The following is a 20,844-nucleotide window of genomic DNA, read 5'->3' on the forward strand; positions in this document are numbered from 1 at the left end:
CCTTAGATGCCATATCGTACTTTCAGATCCTGAAGCATAGACTCTTTCATCGCGATCAAAAATATAGTCCGAATCTGCATCTGGCGTTCTTTTTCCTGTCGTTCCAGATCTTGATCAATCTGCTCTTGGCTGACTTCTTCACTAATATTAAGAGAAGTCACATCACCCAATGCATCAAACATTCCAATGTACTGTTGCCCAATACCGTCGAAAATGATATCGCTGCTCAGCATAAACTTCAGTAACTCTACCTCTTCATCAGAGACAGGTGTCTCGCTTGTACCTACCATTTTGTCAAACAACGGACGAAAGCCCGTTTTGATTTGGGTCATGGAGAAATGCGTTTGCATTCTCACACACCTCCTTTTCTTTTTTGGACACGCAGAATATTTCCTTGCGAATCATAGACATATTTTTTGATTAATTTCGCTCCATTGCATTCCACACTCTCGGTGTCTACACTACCGTCCGGATTGTAAGTATACTCCAAAATTTTAATAATAGATGTATTTTCATCGTTGTTATACGTCGTTTCTTTGGTGATCAAACCACTTTCTGCATCGTATTCATATACAATATCCTGCTCTTCCATATCTTCAAGCATGGTTAAACGTTGTTTGATTGAACGATCGTCATACACATTGCTGCCTTGCAAGTAAAAGTACATCGCTCCATTATTGGATTTTCGTATAATCCTGCCATCTTCACGTTCGTACTTTATCGTCTTGATCTGTCCATCACTTTCGGTGATCAATTCCTCAGCAAGATTGCCCTGCTCATCATATCGATAATCGACAACCCGGTTGATACCACCCTTGATCTTTTCACGGCTAATTCTACCCGATCCATCATATTCGTACTCTGATGTAGTTGATGTGTTGATGATCGAACCACGACTAAGCAAAGTCACACGTGAATCCACAGGAACATCATAGAGAAAGCGAATTTCGGTATCTGTATATTCAATATAATCCTCGCCCGGGGTTACCCTGATGCCGTCGAGAAGTACTTCTACACCATCAGAGCCGATGCTGTACTTGGGACACTGAAAACTCCGTTGCTCTGAAGACCTAATATCGGGTGGATATTCTATTCGAAATACGGATTGATTCTCCACCGTTCCTCTGGATGCAGCTAGTTCCAGCTTGGATTGCATATGGTTCAGACGATCAGGCAGCTTGTCGAACATAACACCATTATTGTCCGTTCTGGAATCCAACACTTCAATCTGCGTTTCACTCAACTTGTCAACCTGTGTATATAAATCCTTGGTGTGATCGATCCATGTGTTTACTTCATCGTCCAATGTACCCAGCCGAGATTCCGCTTCTGTCATTCGGGTTCGGAGTTCTTGAACATCTCCGGTAGACACCGTTTTGGTCAAATAATAACGATAATCCGTCACATACACGGTATCTGCCGTCGCACCTGTTGTAACCGCCCCCAGAATCATGGCATCATCCGGCTCATCTGAACTTTTCAGATGTACAAATGTTCCGTCAGCTTTTAGAAATATATAATATCTTGAATCCGTTTCAGCAAGAAAGGAATAGTTAGAGTCCTCTTTGTGAACAATTGTGCTGTTGATGCTTGCGTACCCACCGTTGAACTGAAGCTGAAGCTGACCACTCGTTTGCATCTTCACTTCTTTTATTGCTAGATCAGATAAAGGTGTTGTTTTCAGATCATCAATAGACGTTTCAAGCTGCTCAATCACTTCGTGCAGTGACTCCCGTTTTCCACGTGCCTCATCGATCTCGATTTCCACTTGAGATAAACGATTATCTTGCTCTTTTACATCTGTGTGTATTTCGATTACGGCCTGTTCATTCTTTCCCAATCTGGACTTCAGGTCTTCAAGTAATATTCCCTGATTAAGCACCTTAGGCTCCAGCACTGCTAGACGAGATTTTTGACCTTCCAAAACGGAGTCATTCTCTTCACCTACACGTTCCATCTCGTCTAAACGTTCGGGAAGATTAGCGTAATTACTTCGGGCTTCCTCCAGTTCAGCAAGATGTTCATCAATCTCCTGGTGGGATCGGGTCCCTTTGTTCAGTAAACTATTGTGATCTAGTAGCTTTCCTACGTTCGTCCCTGAACTTGTCCCCTTAAACCGGACAGACATATTCTCACCTCCACTCAACCCCTAGTTAGTCTATACGTGATCGGAAGTTCAAAGTTAAACATCATATGTAAGTAGAAGACACTTTGATTCCGAATGTGACTTGGGCCTCATAATTGGTTGTTGTATCGAGTCGTTCGACTTGGGCCCAAAAATAAAACGGTTGTTCAGGCATAATTTCAGTCGCATTGACTTGCATACTCCATGCACCTGGTTCACCCTTTACATCCGGTGCCAACCGTACTGCATTCTCATATTGATCTCCACGATAAGGCGTTAGCTCAAAATGTACATTTTTAAACACACCATGTTTCAATGTATTTTGGGCGATGAATAGCACATTTTCGGTGACGGATTGACCAGAGGACATGTATCCTAGAAAACGTTCCTGATTATCCTGCAATCGCACGTCGACATACTCCCCCGTACTGGTGAACTCACGGTAGTAGAGATCTACTCTAGGTTGAAAGTAATAGGTATCTCCACCAAATACGTTCCACTGATCCGACGTTTCAAACCGGTTGTTTTCCGGTAAAACTACACAGAAGCTGCCCAATAAAGGATAACCATATCTCTGGAGATCAAACGAAACGGAAGTATTCCCGTACTTACATACCTTGTTCTCAAGCAACTTATTCGAAGCATCTCGAAGCTCCACCTGATAGTCCTGTTTCAAATTATCAATCGTAACCCTAGAACCCCTCTGTATTCTGATGTAATTGATGATCAAAGGCTCTCCTTCAGAGCCCGTTTCGAGGAAAAGACCAATCTTCGGCACAGAAGAGATCACCTCCTGATTACCGATGAATCTCCAGATCTTGCCGTCTTCAGACCAGTACGCGGAATACACATGAAAACTCCGTACCAACCGAATCCATGGATACGTTCTGGCTATCCCTTTCTCTGAATCAAAGTACTCTTCCAGCTTTACGATGTTATCATCGTCCACATAAACTATAATGCCACCGGTATCACCTGATGTCGTGGGGTTATATTCATTTTGAATATCCATCACAAATTCTTCGATGCCGGTCAACGTGGAAAAGAACATATATAACGGCGAATCTCCGTGCTTCAGTTCCAACGCTCCCTTTTCGATACTATAGCGATCCGGATCGTCCGATAGCACTTCCCATCCCAAGTGAAGGTTGGATTCACTAAAATGATCTTCATAAATCAAGCCCGTTTGTTGCTTTCTCAAAATCCCCATGGTCAACCTCCTTTCATTACGTAAACAGCCATATCCGCTTGCCGATCACGCACATTTTAGGTCTTGATTTCCACACCTCAAGTAAACATTTAATCAACGCTTCTACACACTGATCTCCACCGCCACCTTCACAATATGGAATAACATAGACGTCATCGCATATCCAGTTGGTTAGCTCCATCCAGTCCAGATTGGCATACTCATAACTACGCGTCCCTTCTTCCTGCATGGAAGTAAACACCCATTTGAACTCATGTTTCCCTTTGGGTACCGGATGTGAAAACGTATAGTACCCACCTTCCTGAGTAAAGGTTTGAATTAAAGTATTGTCGATGAAGAAATCCAGCTGACAATCAAAAGGTTCGGGCACCCATATCCATCTTTCATAAGCTTTAAAGTCGTGCAGTCTAAAGGTAGTCAGATACGGCTTGCCGGTCACTTGACTGATCTTTCCCCGCTGATCCGTTGTAATTTCCACCTTATATTTGCTAAAGGGTTTTGGCGCCAAATCATATAGTTCAAAACCATGATAACCATCACCATAATACTTTTCATTCAAAAGCACTTTTCCATCTTCTCTGGTGATTTTCACCTGCATGTTACTGTTATCGCAGCCTCCCATCCAGACTTCTTGATTTTCCCATACTTCGAAATGCGTAATCTCAGCCCAAGATGGATCGACTTTGTCTATATCATCTATTCTCAGTTGGCCGCCCCATATCATAGCACCATCTCCGGGACATCCTTGTACAAAACGAACACGTACCTCATATTTTCTTTTTTCATTCGAAGTATTCTCTAACTCAATTGAAATAATTTTGTCATCTTCGTTCTTCACATCTTGGGAATTGAGAAATCTTCCTTCTTCGAAAGTCTCAATCACGATTTTAGTTCCATTGCATAAATTATGGTTATTTCTGTACAATCGAATAACGTCTAACCATGCATGGCTACCACCATCTGGAACAGTAACTTCCGGAGCTGGAGGATTCCATGTTTCTTCGCTTGGATGTGGGGACTGGCTTTTGTAATATATGTTCCCTTTTGCATCTACACAATATGGATCCCATTCTTCAGTAAAGCTACCACTACTAAGTGTGAATCCCCCAGCATCAAGACCGCTAGCTCCAGTCAAACTCTGGTTTTTATTTAGTGTGTACGTTACTTTATATTCATTCCCTGGTTTGAGTTCAGGAGGTTCAATATATTTTTCTGTTTTCCCATTTCCAACTTTAACTCTAATTGGAGTGAACTTTTTACCAGTCGTTATATTTTTCCATTGAACGTCTACAAAAGATGAATTATCCCGCGCAATTGTAGCCAGATCGCTTCCATTAATTCCATTAAGATCTGTAGTTTGAATTCGTAAATTTTTTATGGATGCATGATACGGTATTTGGTTTTTATCTTGATCTTTGTCATCGTTGGTATCTGTAAGTCCAATACATATGGTGTAGTAACCAGGTTCTTTAACATCTATATCATCTTTAAAATATTCAGAGTCTTTCCAGTGTGCATCTTTTATTTCCCAATATTTAATTTTCCCGTTTTTATAGCCAAAGTTCTTAGACTCATCTAAAATTACTTTTCCGCCTTTAGACTCCTCTTGTCTCCCTTTGTAAAAATAAACTCGGAATCTAGCTGTTTGCGTTTTTAAGTTCTCGTCATATAAATAACACATGTAATTGAAAGTTATTCTAAACGAGCGATCACAGTAAAATTCTGCGTAAACTTTTTTTGTATGCACGCTTTTGAAATCCGAGCTCGGCGTTCCTGGACTGGTATTAAAAACATCCATTGAAAAATCTGAACTTCTAGACTTAGCATATGAAACTGATTTATCGTCATTCCGAAAAATAGATTTGTTAAGCATTCTTAATCCACGCACTTTTATTTTCTCTACAGGATATACGGTAAGCAATTCGGAAAAATCTACTTTTCCAACTTTCGGAACAGTGAAACTGCGCACAATCGATTTTTTATTTTTCATAACACCCAAGGCATGTGCGTTACCTGACGCAAAGTAAACTTTTCCTTCATTGTTTGCTTTCCACCAAGCAGAACTTCCCGATTTTCCTGAATAATTTTTTTGACCATAAGGTATATAGTGAGTTTTAAATCCCCCAGGGTAACATTTCTCTCCATATGGATTTGGAGTAGTCTGTCTATTTATTGAACTTTCTTCTGAAGAATATCCTAAATTGCTCTCAGACTCACTTGTACTACTCTTGCTTGGTTTGTATGCTTTACCATCTCGGTATCTCCAGCGGAAATGATGATTTCCCGGAGGTAGTGGGTACATACAATCGGTTCCTTTTTGATCATCTGAACGGCTTCCTGTCCATACAGAGATACCATCGATTTGAAGCTCAAGTTTCTCCCCCGGATCAAATTGCCCTCCATATTGCCAACAGATGTAACCCGAATTTTCCATATGGGCTTCGAAATCACATATAAACTCCTGATTATGTCCCTGTGCCCACATGACCCCATCGCCACTCGTGACTTCTTTCCAAACCCAATTGCCCGTAAACTTCAGTTCTTTTTTATATTTGCCCTCATCGTTAAATAACTCTTCGAAAACATTAAAATCCCTCGTTTCACCAGATACCGGATTGTATGAGGAGTCCATTGCAGGATAAATTCGCATATGCTCTTGAATTGTAAATTTAGCACCAGGGTTCAATTCAGCATTATATATAATCGTATCTCCAGATTTTTCTGTTCTAGCTCCAGCATCTGTCACATCCCAGCCTCGCGTTACATCAACATATGACCCCAAGGTAGTCGAGGTACGATAGGTATTCCCAGTATTGTTTCCATAGGTGAACAACTTCTCAATCTGATGTATATAAGGCTCCTCTGTCAATCTATCTCGGATGTAGAACTGTATAATGTTCGAACCTTGTTCTAGGGGGATACGAATCTGCTCACCATGACCCTGCATTGTTGTATAGTGCTCCAACATGCCGTTTACCGTGACCTCAAATGCTTCTGTGACTCTCAATTGATGGGAATAATTAAAAATAAACCAGCCTTCATCTTTCAAATTCACCTCAGTTTCAGCAATCATGTCACCTTCTTTCGGTTCATCCAACCTTAAGACATTCCCCGCTTTTAACCATTGAGGGCTACCTGATATTTGCCACTGAAAGCTATCAATCTCTTTTCCAAACTGATATGGTTTCCAATGATCTAGCTCATATGGTGGGCATATAAGCTCAACCACACCCTTTAAATCAACAGACGAATCCGAGCCGGCAACAACTTCATATTCTATTGTTGAGCGACTCCCCTTTGTTTCTGAGTATTCATTATTTAAAATCCATTCTGCACCGTGCAGGGATTGAACATAGCTCCCGTGATTACCTTCCCCTCTTTGAATTCGTTGAGACATCTCATCGTCAAAAAATAAATTATAATCTTCAGCGGGATAAGGTATTTCATCGACACCCATTTTGTAGGCAAATGAAATCAAGCCATCGCACTCATTTTCGAGATTCATTTTCATCGTTTTTTTTCGGTACTCATCTGAAATGAACTGACCTTGGAACCTCGTCTGTGCAATACTTTGTGGTGACCTCACCACCCAATTACCTTCCTCATACACATGCTCCCCATCCAGATCGTAATCCAAAGGAGCCGGCGGCTTGCGGGTATCCACAATTTCAACTACCTCAATATCCTTAATATAAATCCCGTTATTCTGCCATACTTCGGGCCGCATTTTGCGAATTAACCAGTCAAACTTGTACATTTGTCCAGGCTGTAGGGTGAACGCAGCTTCCTGCCAACTTGTATTTTCGCTCCATTCGCCGCCTACCTGTTGTCCGTTAATATAAAACAACATGCCATTGCCACGTTTGGCACTGACCATGTATTTGAAGCGAATTTGTCCATACCGTTTTACGCGCCAGTTAAATGTGATTTTGGATGAATTTCCGATCTGCAACAGACCCAAATTCAGCTTCAAAATCATTTCCGATCCAGACTGTTCATTTCTACCTACAGAGTGAACAGTGACCCATTCCTGATCCTCGGTGGATGAAACATACCTGAAAAAGTCCGGAAATTTGTTCGAAAATGGAACATCCTTTTTCATTGAAAATAGCGGAATTTCGTACACTTTGGCATCAAAATGATTGAAGTATTTACCGCTAAAATGATGATAATATGGCGCTGGACACACGGGTAGAGATACGCCATGATGGCTGCCACCAGGCTCTTGAGCATTTTCAAGTATCTTGTGAATACAGTCTTTAATCATCTGAAGTACACGCTGATACTGCGTTTTGTCGGGTGGATGCTGCTGTTCTACCCACCACTCAATCCGCCGATACATGTTCCATAATGCTTCACGGCATCTGACACTTGCATACCATGATTTATCTTGCAAATATTGCTCAATCATCTGATCAATGCTATTCTCCAGCGCATCCAGTTGAACCGTCTGCCATCGCCCAATCTGCCCGAAGCCCGGGTCACCGAGAATCGGATTCTTTTCATCACCATGTCGTTCCGTCTCACTCCTTGGTGCGTTGGGGCTTTCCGGAAGATGCTTCGGATGGTTAGGATTTTCGTAATCATTCTGGTTCGCAACTCTGGCTCTCATATTGGCAAATAATACACCTTGCTGGGACTTTGTAAATAATCCAAATGTATGACCCACAAAAATCACCTCTTACTCCCTCTATACGAAAAAAAGAACACTGAGTTAATCAGTGTCCATCAGATCATATTGCAGTTTCGAATCGGTATAGATTTGCATTTTGCCCTCCAGCACCGATACCGAAAGGGTGTACCACTTGTCCTTCTCCCATTTGAAAGGTTGCATCGGCGATCCGACAAGTTCCTGTCTCCCGCCCACCACTTGATAGAGTTGCATGGGTGTTCTCATATCCAGCATATTAGCGGAATCACCGCCACTAATCATGAACATCCAATAGTTATGAATATCTTTCATTTTAAAAATGATACCCACACCTTCGTCCCGTTTCTCGCTACCATCCACCTTGAAGTCGACAGAGAATTTATACCGTTCTCCCAGAAAGTTATTGCGGTACCAGCCATTCATCTCAGGGATAGCAGACTCGCTATAAAATTTGCCAATTTGTTCATCACGTTTCCACTGGCCACCTCCAAACGACAGCCACTCATCCGACTGGACAAGTTCAAGTGCATCCATTTCTTTTGAATATGGATAGTAGACGTTGAACGGATCATGCGGATCATATTCTTCCGGTACACCAAATCCGCCTTCCCAATCCTCGGGGTTCATACCACGATCCAGTAAATTGTCAGAATAATCGAACACAAGTCCTTGTGCCATTGTATCCATCATAGGCAGGTAGCCATCAGTAATACGGTCCCGATAGGCTAATACCGAATCGATCTCGATCTCAGATGATCTACCTTCTGTCTTGGCTACATGATAGATCTTCATCAAGTGGGCTGTCCGCTCCGGCAGAAATGCGTACAGCTGCTCCAAATACTCGGCTCTCATCTCAGGCCGCTCCGCAAATATGAATCCTGTAATAACCTGAGCGCATCGTTCCTCAAATGTAGCAAATGTATCCTCCGGATTTTGCATCTCGGACAGACGTGCATTGGCCAGAGAAGCCTCTTCCGTCTGATATTCATGATGAGAATTCCACTCATGATCTCGATCACCCTGAATATTCTCTTGCTGAACCAAAGCAATTCTTTCTTCAAATTCTGCATAGGAGAAATCATCAGCCGTTAGCCCCATGCCATTTAACTTTATGGATGTGGTGGACTCTTCTTGATCAAACTCTGCCTGCGTAATCTCTTTACTAGAGATCATCATATGATATGGAAGTGAAGTTTCCCGGGCATCGTAACCTCCTGCCAATTCTGCTGCTGCTTCAGCGTCTCGATGATTACTCGATCCAGCCCATGTGAAGCTGTCTAGTTCACCATCCATAACCTTCCGCAAGCCTGCAGTCTCATCGAGCAGGAGCATGGAAGAATCGTCTTTTCTGCCCTCAACTTGCTGTCCCACTTCTCCAGCCCGATGGATACTTAACGCTTCAGTTACAGCATTCAAAGTAGAGAAACGGAGCGTCTCACGGCTTAGTAATGTTTCCTGCCATTCACCCTTGACCTCTGGTTTAACGCCAAACCGCAATGATTCAATTATAGCTTCATTCAGATTAAGCTTACCCGTTATCTCGCTTTCAATATGTGAGAGACGCTGTCCTTTACTTCCGTACTCTTGTTCTACCGTGTACGCATCTCGTCCCAGCTTATCGCCGCTAACATCAAAGACAAGTCCAGAGTTTCTCTCACTCTTGTACATCAAAAGTAGCTCTTCAAACTTTCCATACTGCGGTTTAATGGAAGTGAATATTTCCTCCAGAGTTCCGTACTGTGGCTTGATGGCAAGAAGCTGTTCTTCCAGATTTCCATATTGAGGTTTGGACGCCTGTAGCTCCTCTTCAATCTGTCCATATTTAAGCGGTAGACCTCCTATAGATTCCACGGGCACATCTGCGTATCTTGGTTTATCTCCACCGTTAAGTTCCTCATCAATCAGTCCATACTGATATTTGCTGGCAGTCCATTGGACTTCCAATTGACCTATTTGAGGCTTGTTCGCTGTCCACTGTTCCTCCAGGTTTCCAAGTTTGTACACCTGTCCCTGAACATCTTCGTTTATCCAAGAATCTTTCTCTTTTAGTGCTAAATTCCAAGACGATTCTTCATGACCACGTTTAATCTGAATCCCAAAAATCTGTTCTAAACGTTCTGAGTACTTCTCTTGAATGGCATAGTCTAAAAACTCCAATTCGCCCAATCGCTTCGAATTTTCTCCAAATACAGAATCATCAGTGAACATGGCTTGTTTTAGGTTACTAAGAGCAGAAAACGACTCTTTCAGGATCTCACCGTCGCGAGTATAAGTTTCAGCTACGACGTCCTCTGCGACCCACTCCATCCCGTGCAAATCTCTATAACCTTGACTATATTGATTATCATCATAAAGAGCCTGGCGTAAAAGGGTTGATCCCCATTCGTACCCTTCGCTAGTACGTGCCTGACGAAGCCCGGATGTACTTGAAGTATACAGATGGATCGTATGTGCTCTCCTTGATTGCGAACTATCCACAGAGAGGATTCCCCCTGTCTCCTGTAGTTCGCGATTCACTGCACTACCTAAGTTGTATATCTCACTGACCTCTGCTTGTTGCATAAAACGCAGACCAGTCGAGTACTCTTCACTAACGTCGAACTCACGGTAATCCATTGAACCTGCATCATAATGATTAAGAGAACTTCCTGCCCGAAGAAGGGTATGTGCTATCTCATACTCTTTCTCACGGTTTAGACCTTCTCTGAATGGACTCTTCGCCTCAATCGTTTCGGTTTCAAGTCCACCTCTTTGTTGTAATTGTGAAGCATGAATATCGGAGACGTTATCATTAAAATAAGCAGCGGATGCTTGAACAAAGCCAAGTGCATTGTCCTTGTTAAAAACAATAGGTTTTGCATCCCAATCCGCATAGGTAACCTCTATCGTCTCTCCACGATGATCCAATCTGGAACCTACGTGTTGTTCATCCAACACCCCTATTTGCGTGTAATCACTATCCTTCTCCTTGGTGGATTCGGATAAGGTATCCTCTGTTTTCGCTTCACGAACCATTGGGTCTGCAGCAATGAATGTTGTATTGTTCCACGCATTATCTATCAAGGGTGACGCTTCTGGCATATCCGAGTGAATGATTCCCTGGTGCAACTCCAATATGCCCTCAGAACTAAATGTAATAAGTCCATCACTACTCTGTTTTCCTGAACTCAGAATGCCTACTTCAATTAAAGCTTCTATTCGATCTCGAATCCCGGCTAGGAGATTTTCATCAAGAAATGCATAATCGTCGTTCTGATACACCGCATCAATCATCAACTCAAGTACAATCGCAGGGCGATCCAACAATTCGGCGGCGAGCAGTGAATCTTCCAAATGACCCGGATACAATTTGTTGCCGATCGTTCCACCATCACTTATAAACTTCTTCAACATTTCATCCATGTAGACCATAGATTTCTGTGTCATCTTTTTTTGTGATGTCCCAAGACGTGCTATATCTAACTCTTTTCGACCTTTATGACCTATATATAATTCATCATTGAGAAAAAGTTGTTTATGATTTCTGCTCTTTAAGACCTCATAAATGGTATCTTCTATCGTTAAAGGCTTCTCTTCACGTTCTGCACGTATATGTTGAGGTACCCATATTTCTGTTTCGGAACTTCGCCCTCCCAGTCTGGAAGATTGAAATTCCATACTTGATTTATGAATCCGTTTAGCTTCTTTTTCTATTTTGGGTAGATATAAAGACCTTGGTCCAACGTTACCCTTGTAATACTTTTCCTCCACCATAGCTTCAAACTTATCAATTCTTCGTCCTTCGGAATACTCCCTTAGCAAATGTGCGGCTTCTTTATCGATCCGTGTACTTTCAGGTTTATCCCTCTCAACGTGTGCCACTTCCACATCTTCGCGGTATGCATCGGGCTTTGCTCTGAAAAGGTAGCCTAATTCCGTTGCTTCTCTTGAAGCAACCATTTGCTTATCCGTATCTTCTAACGCTCCAAGCACAACAATGAGACGATGTGCTTTCAGCTGAGTGGTGACATCCTCAATATAAACAGGATTATGATGTATAATTCTATTACTCTTCGGAAACTCCTGATTGATTTGAACTGAATGATTACTTATAATCCGTCCGGCTTCCGGGAACTCTGTTGGAATGAACCAATAATCACTTTGAAACTCTCTTAATGCGGAAAGTGGGTGATAGCTGTCCGTGATTGGTCTATCTATATCTGTTTGGACCCGTCTATCCATACTTCCCCATGTATAACCTTTATTAATGATGACAGGAACTTCTTGGTCGCTTCTTATTCCGTCCATAATTCCATTGTTTCGGAATGAGGAAACATGATGCTCCATGGCACGATTATATAATTTTGATTTGGTTAGCAACACGTCATGTATTGCATTTCTTTCTGATGACACACTCTGATGAATGAGGCTTGGAAACTGACGCGTCTTCAACTTCCCTTGGATTCCCTGGGACACTACCATTTCGGATACATCACTCTTGCGCCAGCCCCATTGATTGTCATCATTCGTCTGTGCTTCAAACTTGGCTTGGCGTGAAGCCTTCGTATGTGCGTTCAAATGACCGCCGAATTGACTGGTTCGGTCAGAAGAAAAAAGATCATGCAAGTCCATTTCAAACAGGTGATGAACAGAAGCTGAAATTTGCTTATGAAAAATCTCCAACCAACTCTCTCGTACAGTTCGATTAGGAGTAGCGTCGAATTGTTTCAGTTCATTGCTTGTTTGTTTTTGCTGAAGACGTGAAAATCCCTCTATTCCAGTTCTTACAATATCTCGATGATGATTTCTGTTACCTGTCAGCATCTCTTCATAGAATTGATAGAGTTCACGTTGAGTATACGTTGAATAGGCCACTAATTGGGACAAAAAGGTATCCTTCAGTCTTTCTTTAACACTCATTAAAGTTCTCTCAATGAAACTATCCCGCTCTATTTCCTTTACTGCCCCGTCGGTCACCATGCGATCTGTAAGCATCCAAATGGTTCGATTAGCCACTTGAAATACTTCATTTTGAGTATGCTTTCCCTGCTCTCTCGCCGATTCCAAGATGCGCTCTACGATGACTTCGACGCTAGTATTTCGCTCCGAATCTTCAATATAATCCAGCATGACATCCTGATCTGATAAACGAAGTGCCCATTGAGAGGGGTGGATTTTGTCCAAGTTTTTCAACAGGTTACGTGCAACAGCAACATTCTTGAATATCTTCAACTCTTTGTTATCATCTATCCGCCATGCGGCATGATCTGTATGTTGAACACCACGCTGTAAATCTTGTTTTCGTCCAGCCAGATTCCGATCAAGTTCATTTTCAAAGAAACCGTTTCTTGTATTTTCTAGGTGACCGTCATGCAATTGCTCTTCAATCTCGGAACTTAATCGTTCCCGCATGGCACGCATACCTTCGCTGATCTCACCATGAAGCGAATCTTCTTTGTCACCGTTAATTACAGAATGCATATTATTCGATTCTTTTGATGATTTATCGGAAAGAACAATAAATTGTTCTTCTCCTTCCAGATCATTCTTGATGGACTTTATCAATTCTTCATTGATAACATGGTCCGCTTCATTTCGAGCCAAATAGAAATCCAGCATTAAAATACTGGCATATCGACTATAAGGGATGTAGACGAACTTATAATCCAAAGGTCTGCTTCCCGAACTGCCTACCATGAGCAAATAACCTTGAGAAGTCTGGAAAATGTCGCGAATACTAAAAAAATATTCGTTTGTTGTGAGCAACGGCATCACCCCCTCCAAATGAAAAGGGAACTCCTGAGCGGAGTCAGGGTTCCCTCTCCTGAATCTATACGATTCAGATCTATACTTGTTTACTGGAGTAACGTACCTCTTTCAGAATCGCAACACCCATCCGCTGGTTAGCTGATAGATTCATGAAGTTTTGTTGAGTATCTGTATCAAAATAACGATAGACCTCTTGGTGCCAAGGTTTACCTTCCACGTCGATAATCAATTCATCCAGATGAAGAATATTATGTTTCGTTACCGCGATGCAGTTATCAAACTGGCCACGATATCCCTCATACGGGTGAACAACATAAATCGGTGACAGGTGATACTTGGATGTCCATTTGGAGGCTTGGAAACCTTGCGGTTCCAATTCAAGACCCGTATCGCCAAGTTCAGGATCAACAAACGCTTTGCCGACCGGAGGTGCTTGAGTAATAAATGATGGATAATGACTCTGGAACTCAATACCTGATTTGGTTTTCAGCATCTGCAACGTGTTGTTACCTGCAGAGGTGTATTGACCGTAGTAGTAAGTTTCATCTTTGGCGATCTGAGCAATGTCCGGTTCAGCAATAACTGCACCTGCTGTTAACATTACATTTCCATCAACATCATTCAGATTATATTTGAACGGCTTCAGTGCGCCAACATAGAGGAAGGATTTTTTATAATCCAGGAAGTTAACCGCTGGATCAGCAACGAGCACCATAGCCAAACGATTATTCATCACATTGATGTACATGTAGACCGGTTTTTCTTTATTACGATCCGTTGGCGTGTGACTCTCCAGTGCCCACTGATACAGTACCGGGTGACCTGTCAGTTTGAACGTCGGCAGGGTTTTCACTGGCAGCGCAGCCGGTTCTTCTCCTTCCAGTCCTTCAAGTAATTGCACTGTAAGTGTACTGTGCTCTACGTATTTAGGTGTTGGTGTGATGACACGCGGTACAATTGCATGGTTCGTGAATTGTACATAATATTTTTTAGTCAGTGGTTTATCGGTTGTTCCAATGCTCATTGTACCTTGAAGAATCAGCAGACTGATACGATTCTCCGCATCCTTTTCCTCGTAAAATACTTTCCAGGAGTTACTTTCAGCCGTCTCCCCTGCCGTGGATTCGAATGGGTATTTCTCGAAAGAAGTTACCTCTTCTTTCATTTTATTTAACAGATCCTGCGAAGTTGTAATCGTTTCTACATATTTAAAGTTTGTCATCGTTTTGAATCCCCCTTATTTAATTTCCTTCAGAATTGCAATCGTAACCTGGTCAGGTGCAGGAGACTGCTTGAAAAAATTCATTGGTGACTTGATACTGAAAAACTTGTACACTTCTGTCCAGTTACCCGCTGCAGGGTTCGAGTTGTCTTTGGGAATCTCGGTATCTACAATCAACTCATCCAGATTGACCAGATTTTGATCATAAATTGCAACGACTCCATCCATGTAGCCCCGGTAACCTTCTGCCTGATGTACTAAATAAACTGGGCTTGCATGATATTTTCCGGTCCATAGCGACTTTTGAAAACCATCCTTGTCCAGTACGAGTTTCGACAGCTCTCTCGGAATACTTCCAACATTGGGATAATTGGGAAGTTGAGTAATAAACGCAGGATAGTGCGCTTGATAGAGCACGTTACCTCGGGTTCGAAGTAAAGATACTGAATCCATGCCGTTGGAAGTATACTCCCCATACTGTGCATATTTTCCAGGATTCAATTCGGTTAAAATATCAGTTTTCGTATACCCTGTTAGTTCTTGGTTCAAATCTCCCATACCCACAGTTAAGCCAAAGTTTCCGATATGATCATGGTCATTAAAAGGTACAATTTTACCAAAATAGCCAAAGTTGCGGTAATACCCATGGATATTTGGTGAGGGGTCACCCTCAATAACCACAGCAGCACGGTCATTATTGATTGAAATATGATAGTTTACAAGATAATCGGGTCTTCGTTTTTTATTTGGTAACCACTTCACCGTTGAGTTACGTCCGTAAAAGAAATGTGAGGCCGGACTAATTAATTCTGTAACACCGTCATAGTCTTTCTCCCATGAAATCATTGGTGGAGTATAGAGCTGGGATGCTTCAGGATCATTCCATTGTTCATACACGGCCTCTGCTGCCGTCTGATCAAGTACAACCGGTGTGGAACCTGGTGAAACGGTTGAGGGATTGCAAATTCCTTTGTATGTAAGTGAAGGATCGCCTTTGCTTAATCGACCTATAAAACCTACGCCGTGCTGGCAATCAAAATAGTTGTAGTCTCCACCACGAAAGTTTTGTGGTTGAGTAAACATAATGAAGAAATTTCGCGCAGAGATACCCTCAGGTACATCCGGGGTAGCTTTTAATACTACTTTAGGTGTCGTATAGTTCGTTGGATCAGCCACATAATAACGCTCTGTGAAGCTATATTTTGATGCTAGGACTGGTTGTTGGTCATAATAATTATAGTTGCCATTGGTATAGGTTCTATTTCTCTCAACTCTTAACTTATATCCTGACAGAGAAAGTGCATAATCCCAATCTCTAGGCATCTCTGTAATTAACTCAAACTCGTTCCAGTCGGTATTATCCACCTTTACGCCGTTCTTTTTAGTATAAACTTGTTTCAATAGATAGACCTTTACTCCCCAACGAGTGTCTCGATCCGGAATAATTGCAATAAGACTTCCAGGTACCGTGACTGATTGGGTTGAGCCTTCGCTGTCAACATAATCAAATGAACGCACTTGGATTTTCTTGCCAGTCTCCCTATTTCCAAAAGCTGAATCTACCTCGCGAAGATAACCTTCTTCATCAATCAGAGAGGATTCATCTTCCATTTTGGTAAGCTCAGGTAGACTAGAAGCTATCTTCAATACATCATACAACTTCCCATCGGTGTGTTTGTATTTGCCCTGCACACCTGAACGCTTCAGCTCTTGGTAAGTCACCCACAAATCCGCTCTGGATTCGTACACTTTCTCCCACTTATTTTCAACAAATGAACCATCTGCAGCAGGTATCTTCGCACTCGCAATGGCATCCGTCAGATTAAAAATAATATCTTCTGCCTTACTTTCACCTGACACAAATGCACTAAATTTTGTTAATGGAACTGTTTGCGCCATCGTCCACCCTCCTTATTTCAAAAATTTGATGTTGTACCAGACCGTTTTGGCTTCAGGCACCACACTTACGAAGTCAAACTTGATTGTGGTTCCTGCAGGGATCGGGTATACGATGCCGAAGCTATTCCCCATTGATACCGATTCGGGAAGTTCCTTCGTATAGATCGTATTGCAAATTCTCTCTTTCCCGATCGTCAATTCCCAATAATCGCCCACACAGTATTGACTTGCCGCGAACGCAATGCTAAGGAATTCTGTGTCATACGCCAGTGTGAACGTATCAGACTTGGTGGTCTTTGCCGCTGGAATGTCCAACATCTGTCCCCGAATGAACGGGATTGTTTTTTTGCTGAAGTGTGGGTACGGCAGCTCGCGCACTTTGTCGATGACGCCACCCGCGATGTAGGATACATTAAATGCCATGAAACCACCTCCTGTAAGTTATATACGATGTACACTTGTGCCAGTTAAGCGTCCTTCGTCATCATAATTAAGAACGATATTATAAGAGGACATCTCTTCGCCTCCTGCATCAAACGTACGAGCCGTCACTTGGGTCAAACGATAATACTTGTAATACTCATAATCCGGATGATCGTAGCCTACACTTGAAGGGAAGTTTTCCTCATCCTCAGAGCCAAACTTCATCCAGATGGAAACCTTCCATTCCGATTCATAAAACAAGTCTGCCCCAGTTACACGGTCGGGGTCCTGTGTGTGCTCTCGATACAAGGAGACTGAGGGTTCTCCCTCAAGCGGCAAAAGACTGGAATGACTTGCACTGCTGAATTTGCGCATCTCTCGATGAATCAGATCCAAAACGGGAAATACGATATTCTCGTTTACGATACCTGCCATTACACCATTACTCCCTTTCTAGCCCACATCAGATCGATGACTTGAAGCATACCGCGATCCACAGAATATGTGGTCTTAATACTCTTTATCGTATAGATCGACCGTGTAGTCGTTGTTTTATCCGTTACAATAACGTTATCCAGTAGATCAAGTGCAGGATTTGCCGGAATGGATACTTGCAGCGTACGGCACATACGTTTCATGTCGAAAAAAGCTCGCTCTGCAACTTGGCGTTTGGCCTCTGTTGTTTTCGCCCAAGGTACATTTAGTACCATCGTTCGTATTTCTCCTTTAAGCTCCAGTAAAATTTCTTTATCAACGAAACTACTCTGTCCCCGGTTCGCATCCACAACCACAATATGACTTCTGCCCCTGGACCAATCGGTAGATTTGGTAATCGATATCAGATTGTCATATTCCGAAAATTCCGAAACTACCGGCTTGTCGTAATTGATACGTTCCAAACGATACGTACCGTAACGATCACAGTAGCTTCGATAAGGGATTTCCGAGATGATCTCCTGAACCGCTTCCGTCACCTTTGCAGACCATTGTTCAAATGTTTTACCGTATTCCTCTGTGAACGGATTCAACCAACCATTTGGCGTGAGAACTGTACTTGCATCCTTCACTTCAAATTCGCCTTCTTGGCCGGGCACTGGAACAATAACTCTGCCTGTCTTCTGGTTCACTTCAACCAAGTACGTTTCGTCAATCACATAATCTGGATACGAACGATCTTCACTCGTAGCTCTCCACCCGACCAAACCCGCATGTTTAATAAGATCCAGTACGACGGTTGATTTCACCCAGGCTGCTTTTTCAAACTCTACTGGCTGAGGGGATGTCGGAGCAACCGATGCAGCAGATGTAGCTGTGACGCTCCAGCTTGTCGGGTCGGCCAACATCTCTTGATAATACGCCCACACTCGATTCACCCAGTTGTCCTCATCTTCACTCCAAGTCATAGGTGCAATATCTCCACCTCGATGGAAGTAAAGGACATCCGCCTTGGACGTTACTTTTTTGCCTTTGGATGCAAGAGCCCGAGACATTCGTTCTGCACCGCGCTTCATCTGCTCCTGAATGCCACTATATTTCTTATCAGGGATTCCATATCCTAGAATGAAGCTCCCGCTAGCCTCTCTGCCCCTGCCCTGAGTGCCCATTACCGTTTCATGCCTACAAATAGCAAGTAAGAATTTGTGATCCGGGACACCATAAGCTGCCGCTTGCACTTGAGCGGCCTGAATAATAGTCGATGTCCGATCTGTTTGAATAGCAGCAGGAGGAAGCGGATCAGGTACATTGTCAATTTCATCGACTTCGGGATAAGCCTTTTTCTCAGAAATAACTTTTTCGATCACCCGCTTGTACATATCCCTTGCCGTAATCTCAAGCGTAGAGTCCTCGCCATTGATGTCGATCTTATCGATTAATCCTGTGAAAACGCGCATCATATGCTGACCATATCCCATATAGATACGTATCGGTGTATTCTCGCTCAACACCCCGACATGAAAACCATTAGCGTAATACGACCAAGGTGACGGTGTGCCCTCCAGCTCCGGGAAATAAGCTGGATTGTAATCCGGGGAAAAAAATCCTCGGGGATTGGAGATTGTTAGTCTCGCTTCCCTTGCTTCTGCATCAAATACATCGTCAATCTCTGCAGCAATGATATTGGGTAGTACCTGAGTGTCCATGTATACAAAAGATCCAACTTGAATAACATCCGTTTCCGGACGATTATTCATTACAAAACTCTCATAACTATGGGTCTGAAAATAACCTTGGGAAGGGTCTAGTCCCTCTTCAGCCTTTTTGTTCTTCAAAGGAGCAGGCAACAATTCCTGGATGCGAATATAATCAATGGCCAATTTCTTATACTTGTTCTTAAAAGCCACACTTGTATCTGGAGAAGAAGCATTCTTGGATTTCCCACCATATGTAACCTTAATCTGAATACGTTTAGCCTTCGCAGGAATCACAATGTTTTTCAATTCCGTCAGCTTCGTCAGATCATAAGCACCGGAAAACGAGTTTACATATGCATATGCCTTGCCATCGATAACTACCGTGAAGGAGTCCCCTTCCGACCCACTAAAATTAGTACCTAATCCGATGCTAAGTAGCCCTTGTGTAGGCATGCTCAGCTTGGTTACATCGATCTCAAACTCAACGACGACCTGCTGTTTGTCAAAGGTATACACGAGTTTTCCTCCCGAATCAGACAGCGTCCAGCCCGATTCAATCTTGGCGTAATCCGTAAATTTCAAGCCTGTCTTGTATACACTTTTCTCATACCAGCTACGTTTATCGAACTTTTCATTCAGCTTGATTTCTCCCGGGTAACCTCCGACATCTACTGGTGTAACATCACGAAACGTGGTCTTTGCATTACCATGTAATTTACGCTTGCCTTCCAAATACAATCTGGGGTTAACCGCCTTGCCGCCTTCACCCGTTTTGGTCGTTGAGTTAACGCCTTCCCAAATTTCAAAATGCAAATGTCTCCCTCGACCAGCCGCTCGCTCAGCAGCCGATACTTTATGACCATTTGTGTAAACGCCGCCTGTATTGCCCAATGTTCCAATGACATCCCCCTGTGCCACCTCATCATCCACAGAGCAGTGAATGTCCTTCAGATGAAAATATTTCGTAATGATGCCACCAGCATGCCTGATATTTACGGCATTCCCTGCACCTTCTGTCTTACTTCTCGAGATACGAACCACTTTTCCTGACCAGGCCGCTAAAATCGGTGTGCCTATCTCATCCCAGAGATCAATCCCCCGGTGTGTCCGACCATTCGACCTTGCAGCCCCGAAATTATCTGTAACTTTAATGGTATTCATTGTCTTTCCCTTCACCGGAAAACAAATATCCTGCGAACTCGCTTGCGTTGAGCCGTTATATGTACCATTGGCTGTTTCATCTACCCATGCCGATTGTGTATTCATAATCGGAACAGCTTCGGAAACCATATGCCTGAATTCTTCTGTTCTCCCTGGAATAAATGCAAGCCTGTCCACCTCGACTCGGATATTGGGGAGGGCATACTCTCCGAGCTTTAACCGCTCAGACAACACGCTTAAAACCTCATCCGAAATTGGTATCATTAATGTCCA

General features: G+C 42.8%; 10 protein-coding genes. All 10 read right to left on the reverse strand.

The features are described 5' to 3' along the window. Window positions 1–2: 2 nt before the first annotated feature. A complete protein-coding gene (locus BLQ13_RS17315) occupies window positions 3–350 on the reverse strand; it encodes a hypothetical protein (RefSeq protein ID WP_090922351.1) in 348 nt (115 codons plus the stop codon). A gap of 2 nt (window positions 351–352) precedes the next feature. After that, on the reverse strand, window positions 353–2,128 hold the full coding sequence (locus BLQ13_RS17320) for an RHS repeat domain-containing protein (protein ID WP_090922353.1): 1,776 nt from the start codon (window positions 2,126–2,128) through the stop codon (window positions 353–355). Between the two features lie 61 nt (window positions 2,129–2,189). Next, window positions 2,190–3,335, reverse strand: coding sequence for a hypothetical protein (locus BLQ13_RS17325; protein WP_090922355.1), 1,146 nt, complete (start codon window positions 3,333–3,335; stop codon window positions 2,190–2,192). Between the two features lie 16 nt (window positions 3,336–3,351). Next, window positions 3,352–8,004, reverse strand: a complete 4,653-nt coding sequence (locus BLQ13_RS17330; RefSeq protein ID WP_090922357.1) for a hypothetical protein — start codon at window positions 8,002–8,004, stop codon at window positions 3,352–3,354. A 45-nt stretch (window positions 8,005–8,049) separates the two neighbouring features. Continuing rightward, window positions 8,050–13,731: a hypothetical protein gene (locus tag BLQ13_RS17335; RefSeq protein ID WP_139168916.1), complete on the reverse strand. Its 5,682-nt coding sequence runs from the start codon at window positions 13,729–13,731 to the stop codon at window positions 8,050–8,052. Window positions 13,732–13,810: 79 nt separating this feature from the next. Further along, the gene (locus tag BLQ13_RS17340) at window positions 13,811–14,956 is read right to left on the reverse strand and encodes a hypothetical protein (RefSeq protein ID WP_090922361.1); all 1,146 of its coding nucleotides are present in this window, start codon (window positions 14,954–14,956) and stop codon (window positions 13,811–13,813) included. 15 nt (window positions 14,957–14,971) lie between these two features. Next, window positions 14,972–16,855, reverse strand: coding sequence for a hypothetical protein (locus BLQ13_RS17345; RefSeq protein ID WP_090922363.1), 1,884 nt, complete (start codon window positions 16,853–16,855; stop codon window positions 14,972–14,974). Window positions 16,856–16,867: 12 nt separating this feature from the next. Further along, entirely contained in the window at window positions 16,868–17,278 is a 411-nt protein-coding gene (locus BLQ13_RS17350; protein WP_090922364.1) for a hypothetical protein, read from the reverse strand. A gap of 18 nt (window positions 17,279–17,296) precedes the next feature. Beyond that, window positions 17,297–17,713, reverse strand: a complete 417-nt coding sequence (locus BLQ13_RS17355; protein ID WP_090922366.1) for a hypothetical protein — start codon at window positions 17,711–17,713, stop codon at window positions 17,297–17,299. After that, window positions 17,713–20,835, reverse strand: coding sequence for a M23 family metallopeptidase (locus BLQ13_RS17360; protein ID WP_090922368.1), 3,123 nt, complete (start codon window positions 20,833–20,835; stop codon window positions 17,713–17,715). The genes BLQ13_RS17355 and BLQ13_RS17360 overlap by 1 nt, the downstream gene beginning before the upstream one ends. Between the last annotated feature and the right edge of the window lie 9 nt (window positions 20,836–20,844).

It is taken from the genome of Paenibacillus polysaccharolyticus (assembly GCF_900102085.1).
Taxonomy (GTDB): domain Bacteria; phylum Bacillota; class Bacilli; order Paenibacillales; family Paenibacillaceae; genus Paenibacillus; species Paenibacillus polysaccharolyticus.

Excerpts from the sequence above, each read along its gene's own strand:
- BLQ13_RS17315 (WP_090922351.1), bottom strand. The coding sequence starts at position 350 with ATGCAAACGCATTTCTCCATGACCCAAATCAAAACGGGCTTTCGTCCG.
- BLQ13_RS17320 (WP_090922353.1), bottom strand. The coding sequence starts at position 2,128 with ATGTCTGTCCGGTTTAAGGGGACAAGTTCAGGGACGAACGTAGGAAAG.
- BLQ13_RS17325 (WP_090922355.1), bottom strand. The coding sequence starts at position 3,335 with ATGGGGATTTTGAGAAAGCAACAAACGGGCTTGATTTATGAAGATCAT.
- BLQ13_RS17340 (WP_090922361.1), bottom strand. The coding sequence starts at position 14,956 with ATGACAAACTTTAAATATGTAGAAACGATTACAACTTCGCAGGATCTG.
- BLQ13_RS17345 (WP_090922363.1), bottom strand. The coding sequence starts at position 16,855 with ATGGCGCAAACAGTTCCATTAACAAAATTTAGTGCATTTGTGTCAGGT.
- BLQ13_RS17350 (WP_090922364.1), bottom strand. The coding sequence starts at position 17,278 with ATGGCATTTAATGTATCCTACATCGCGGGTGGCGTCATCGACAAAGTG.
- BLQ13_RS17355 (WP_090922366.1), bottom strand. The coding sequence starts at position 17,713 with ATGGCAGGTATCGTAAACGAGAATATCGTATTTCCCGTTTTGGATCTG.
- BLQ13_RS17360 (WP_090922368.1), bottom strand. The coding sequence starts at position 20,835 with ATGATACCAATTTCGGATGAGGTTTTAAGCGTGTTGTCTGAGCGGTTA.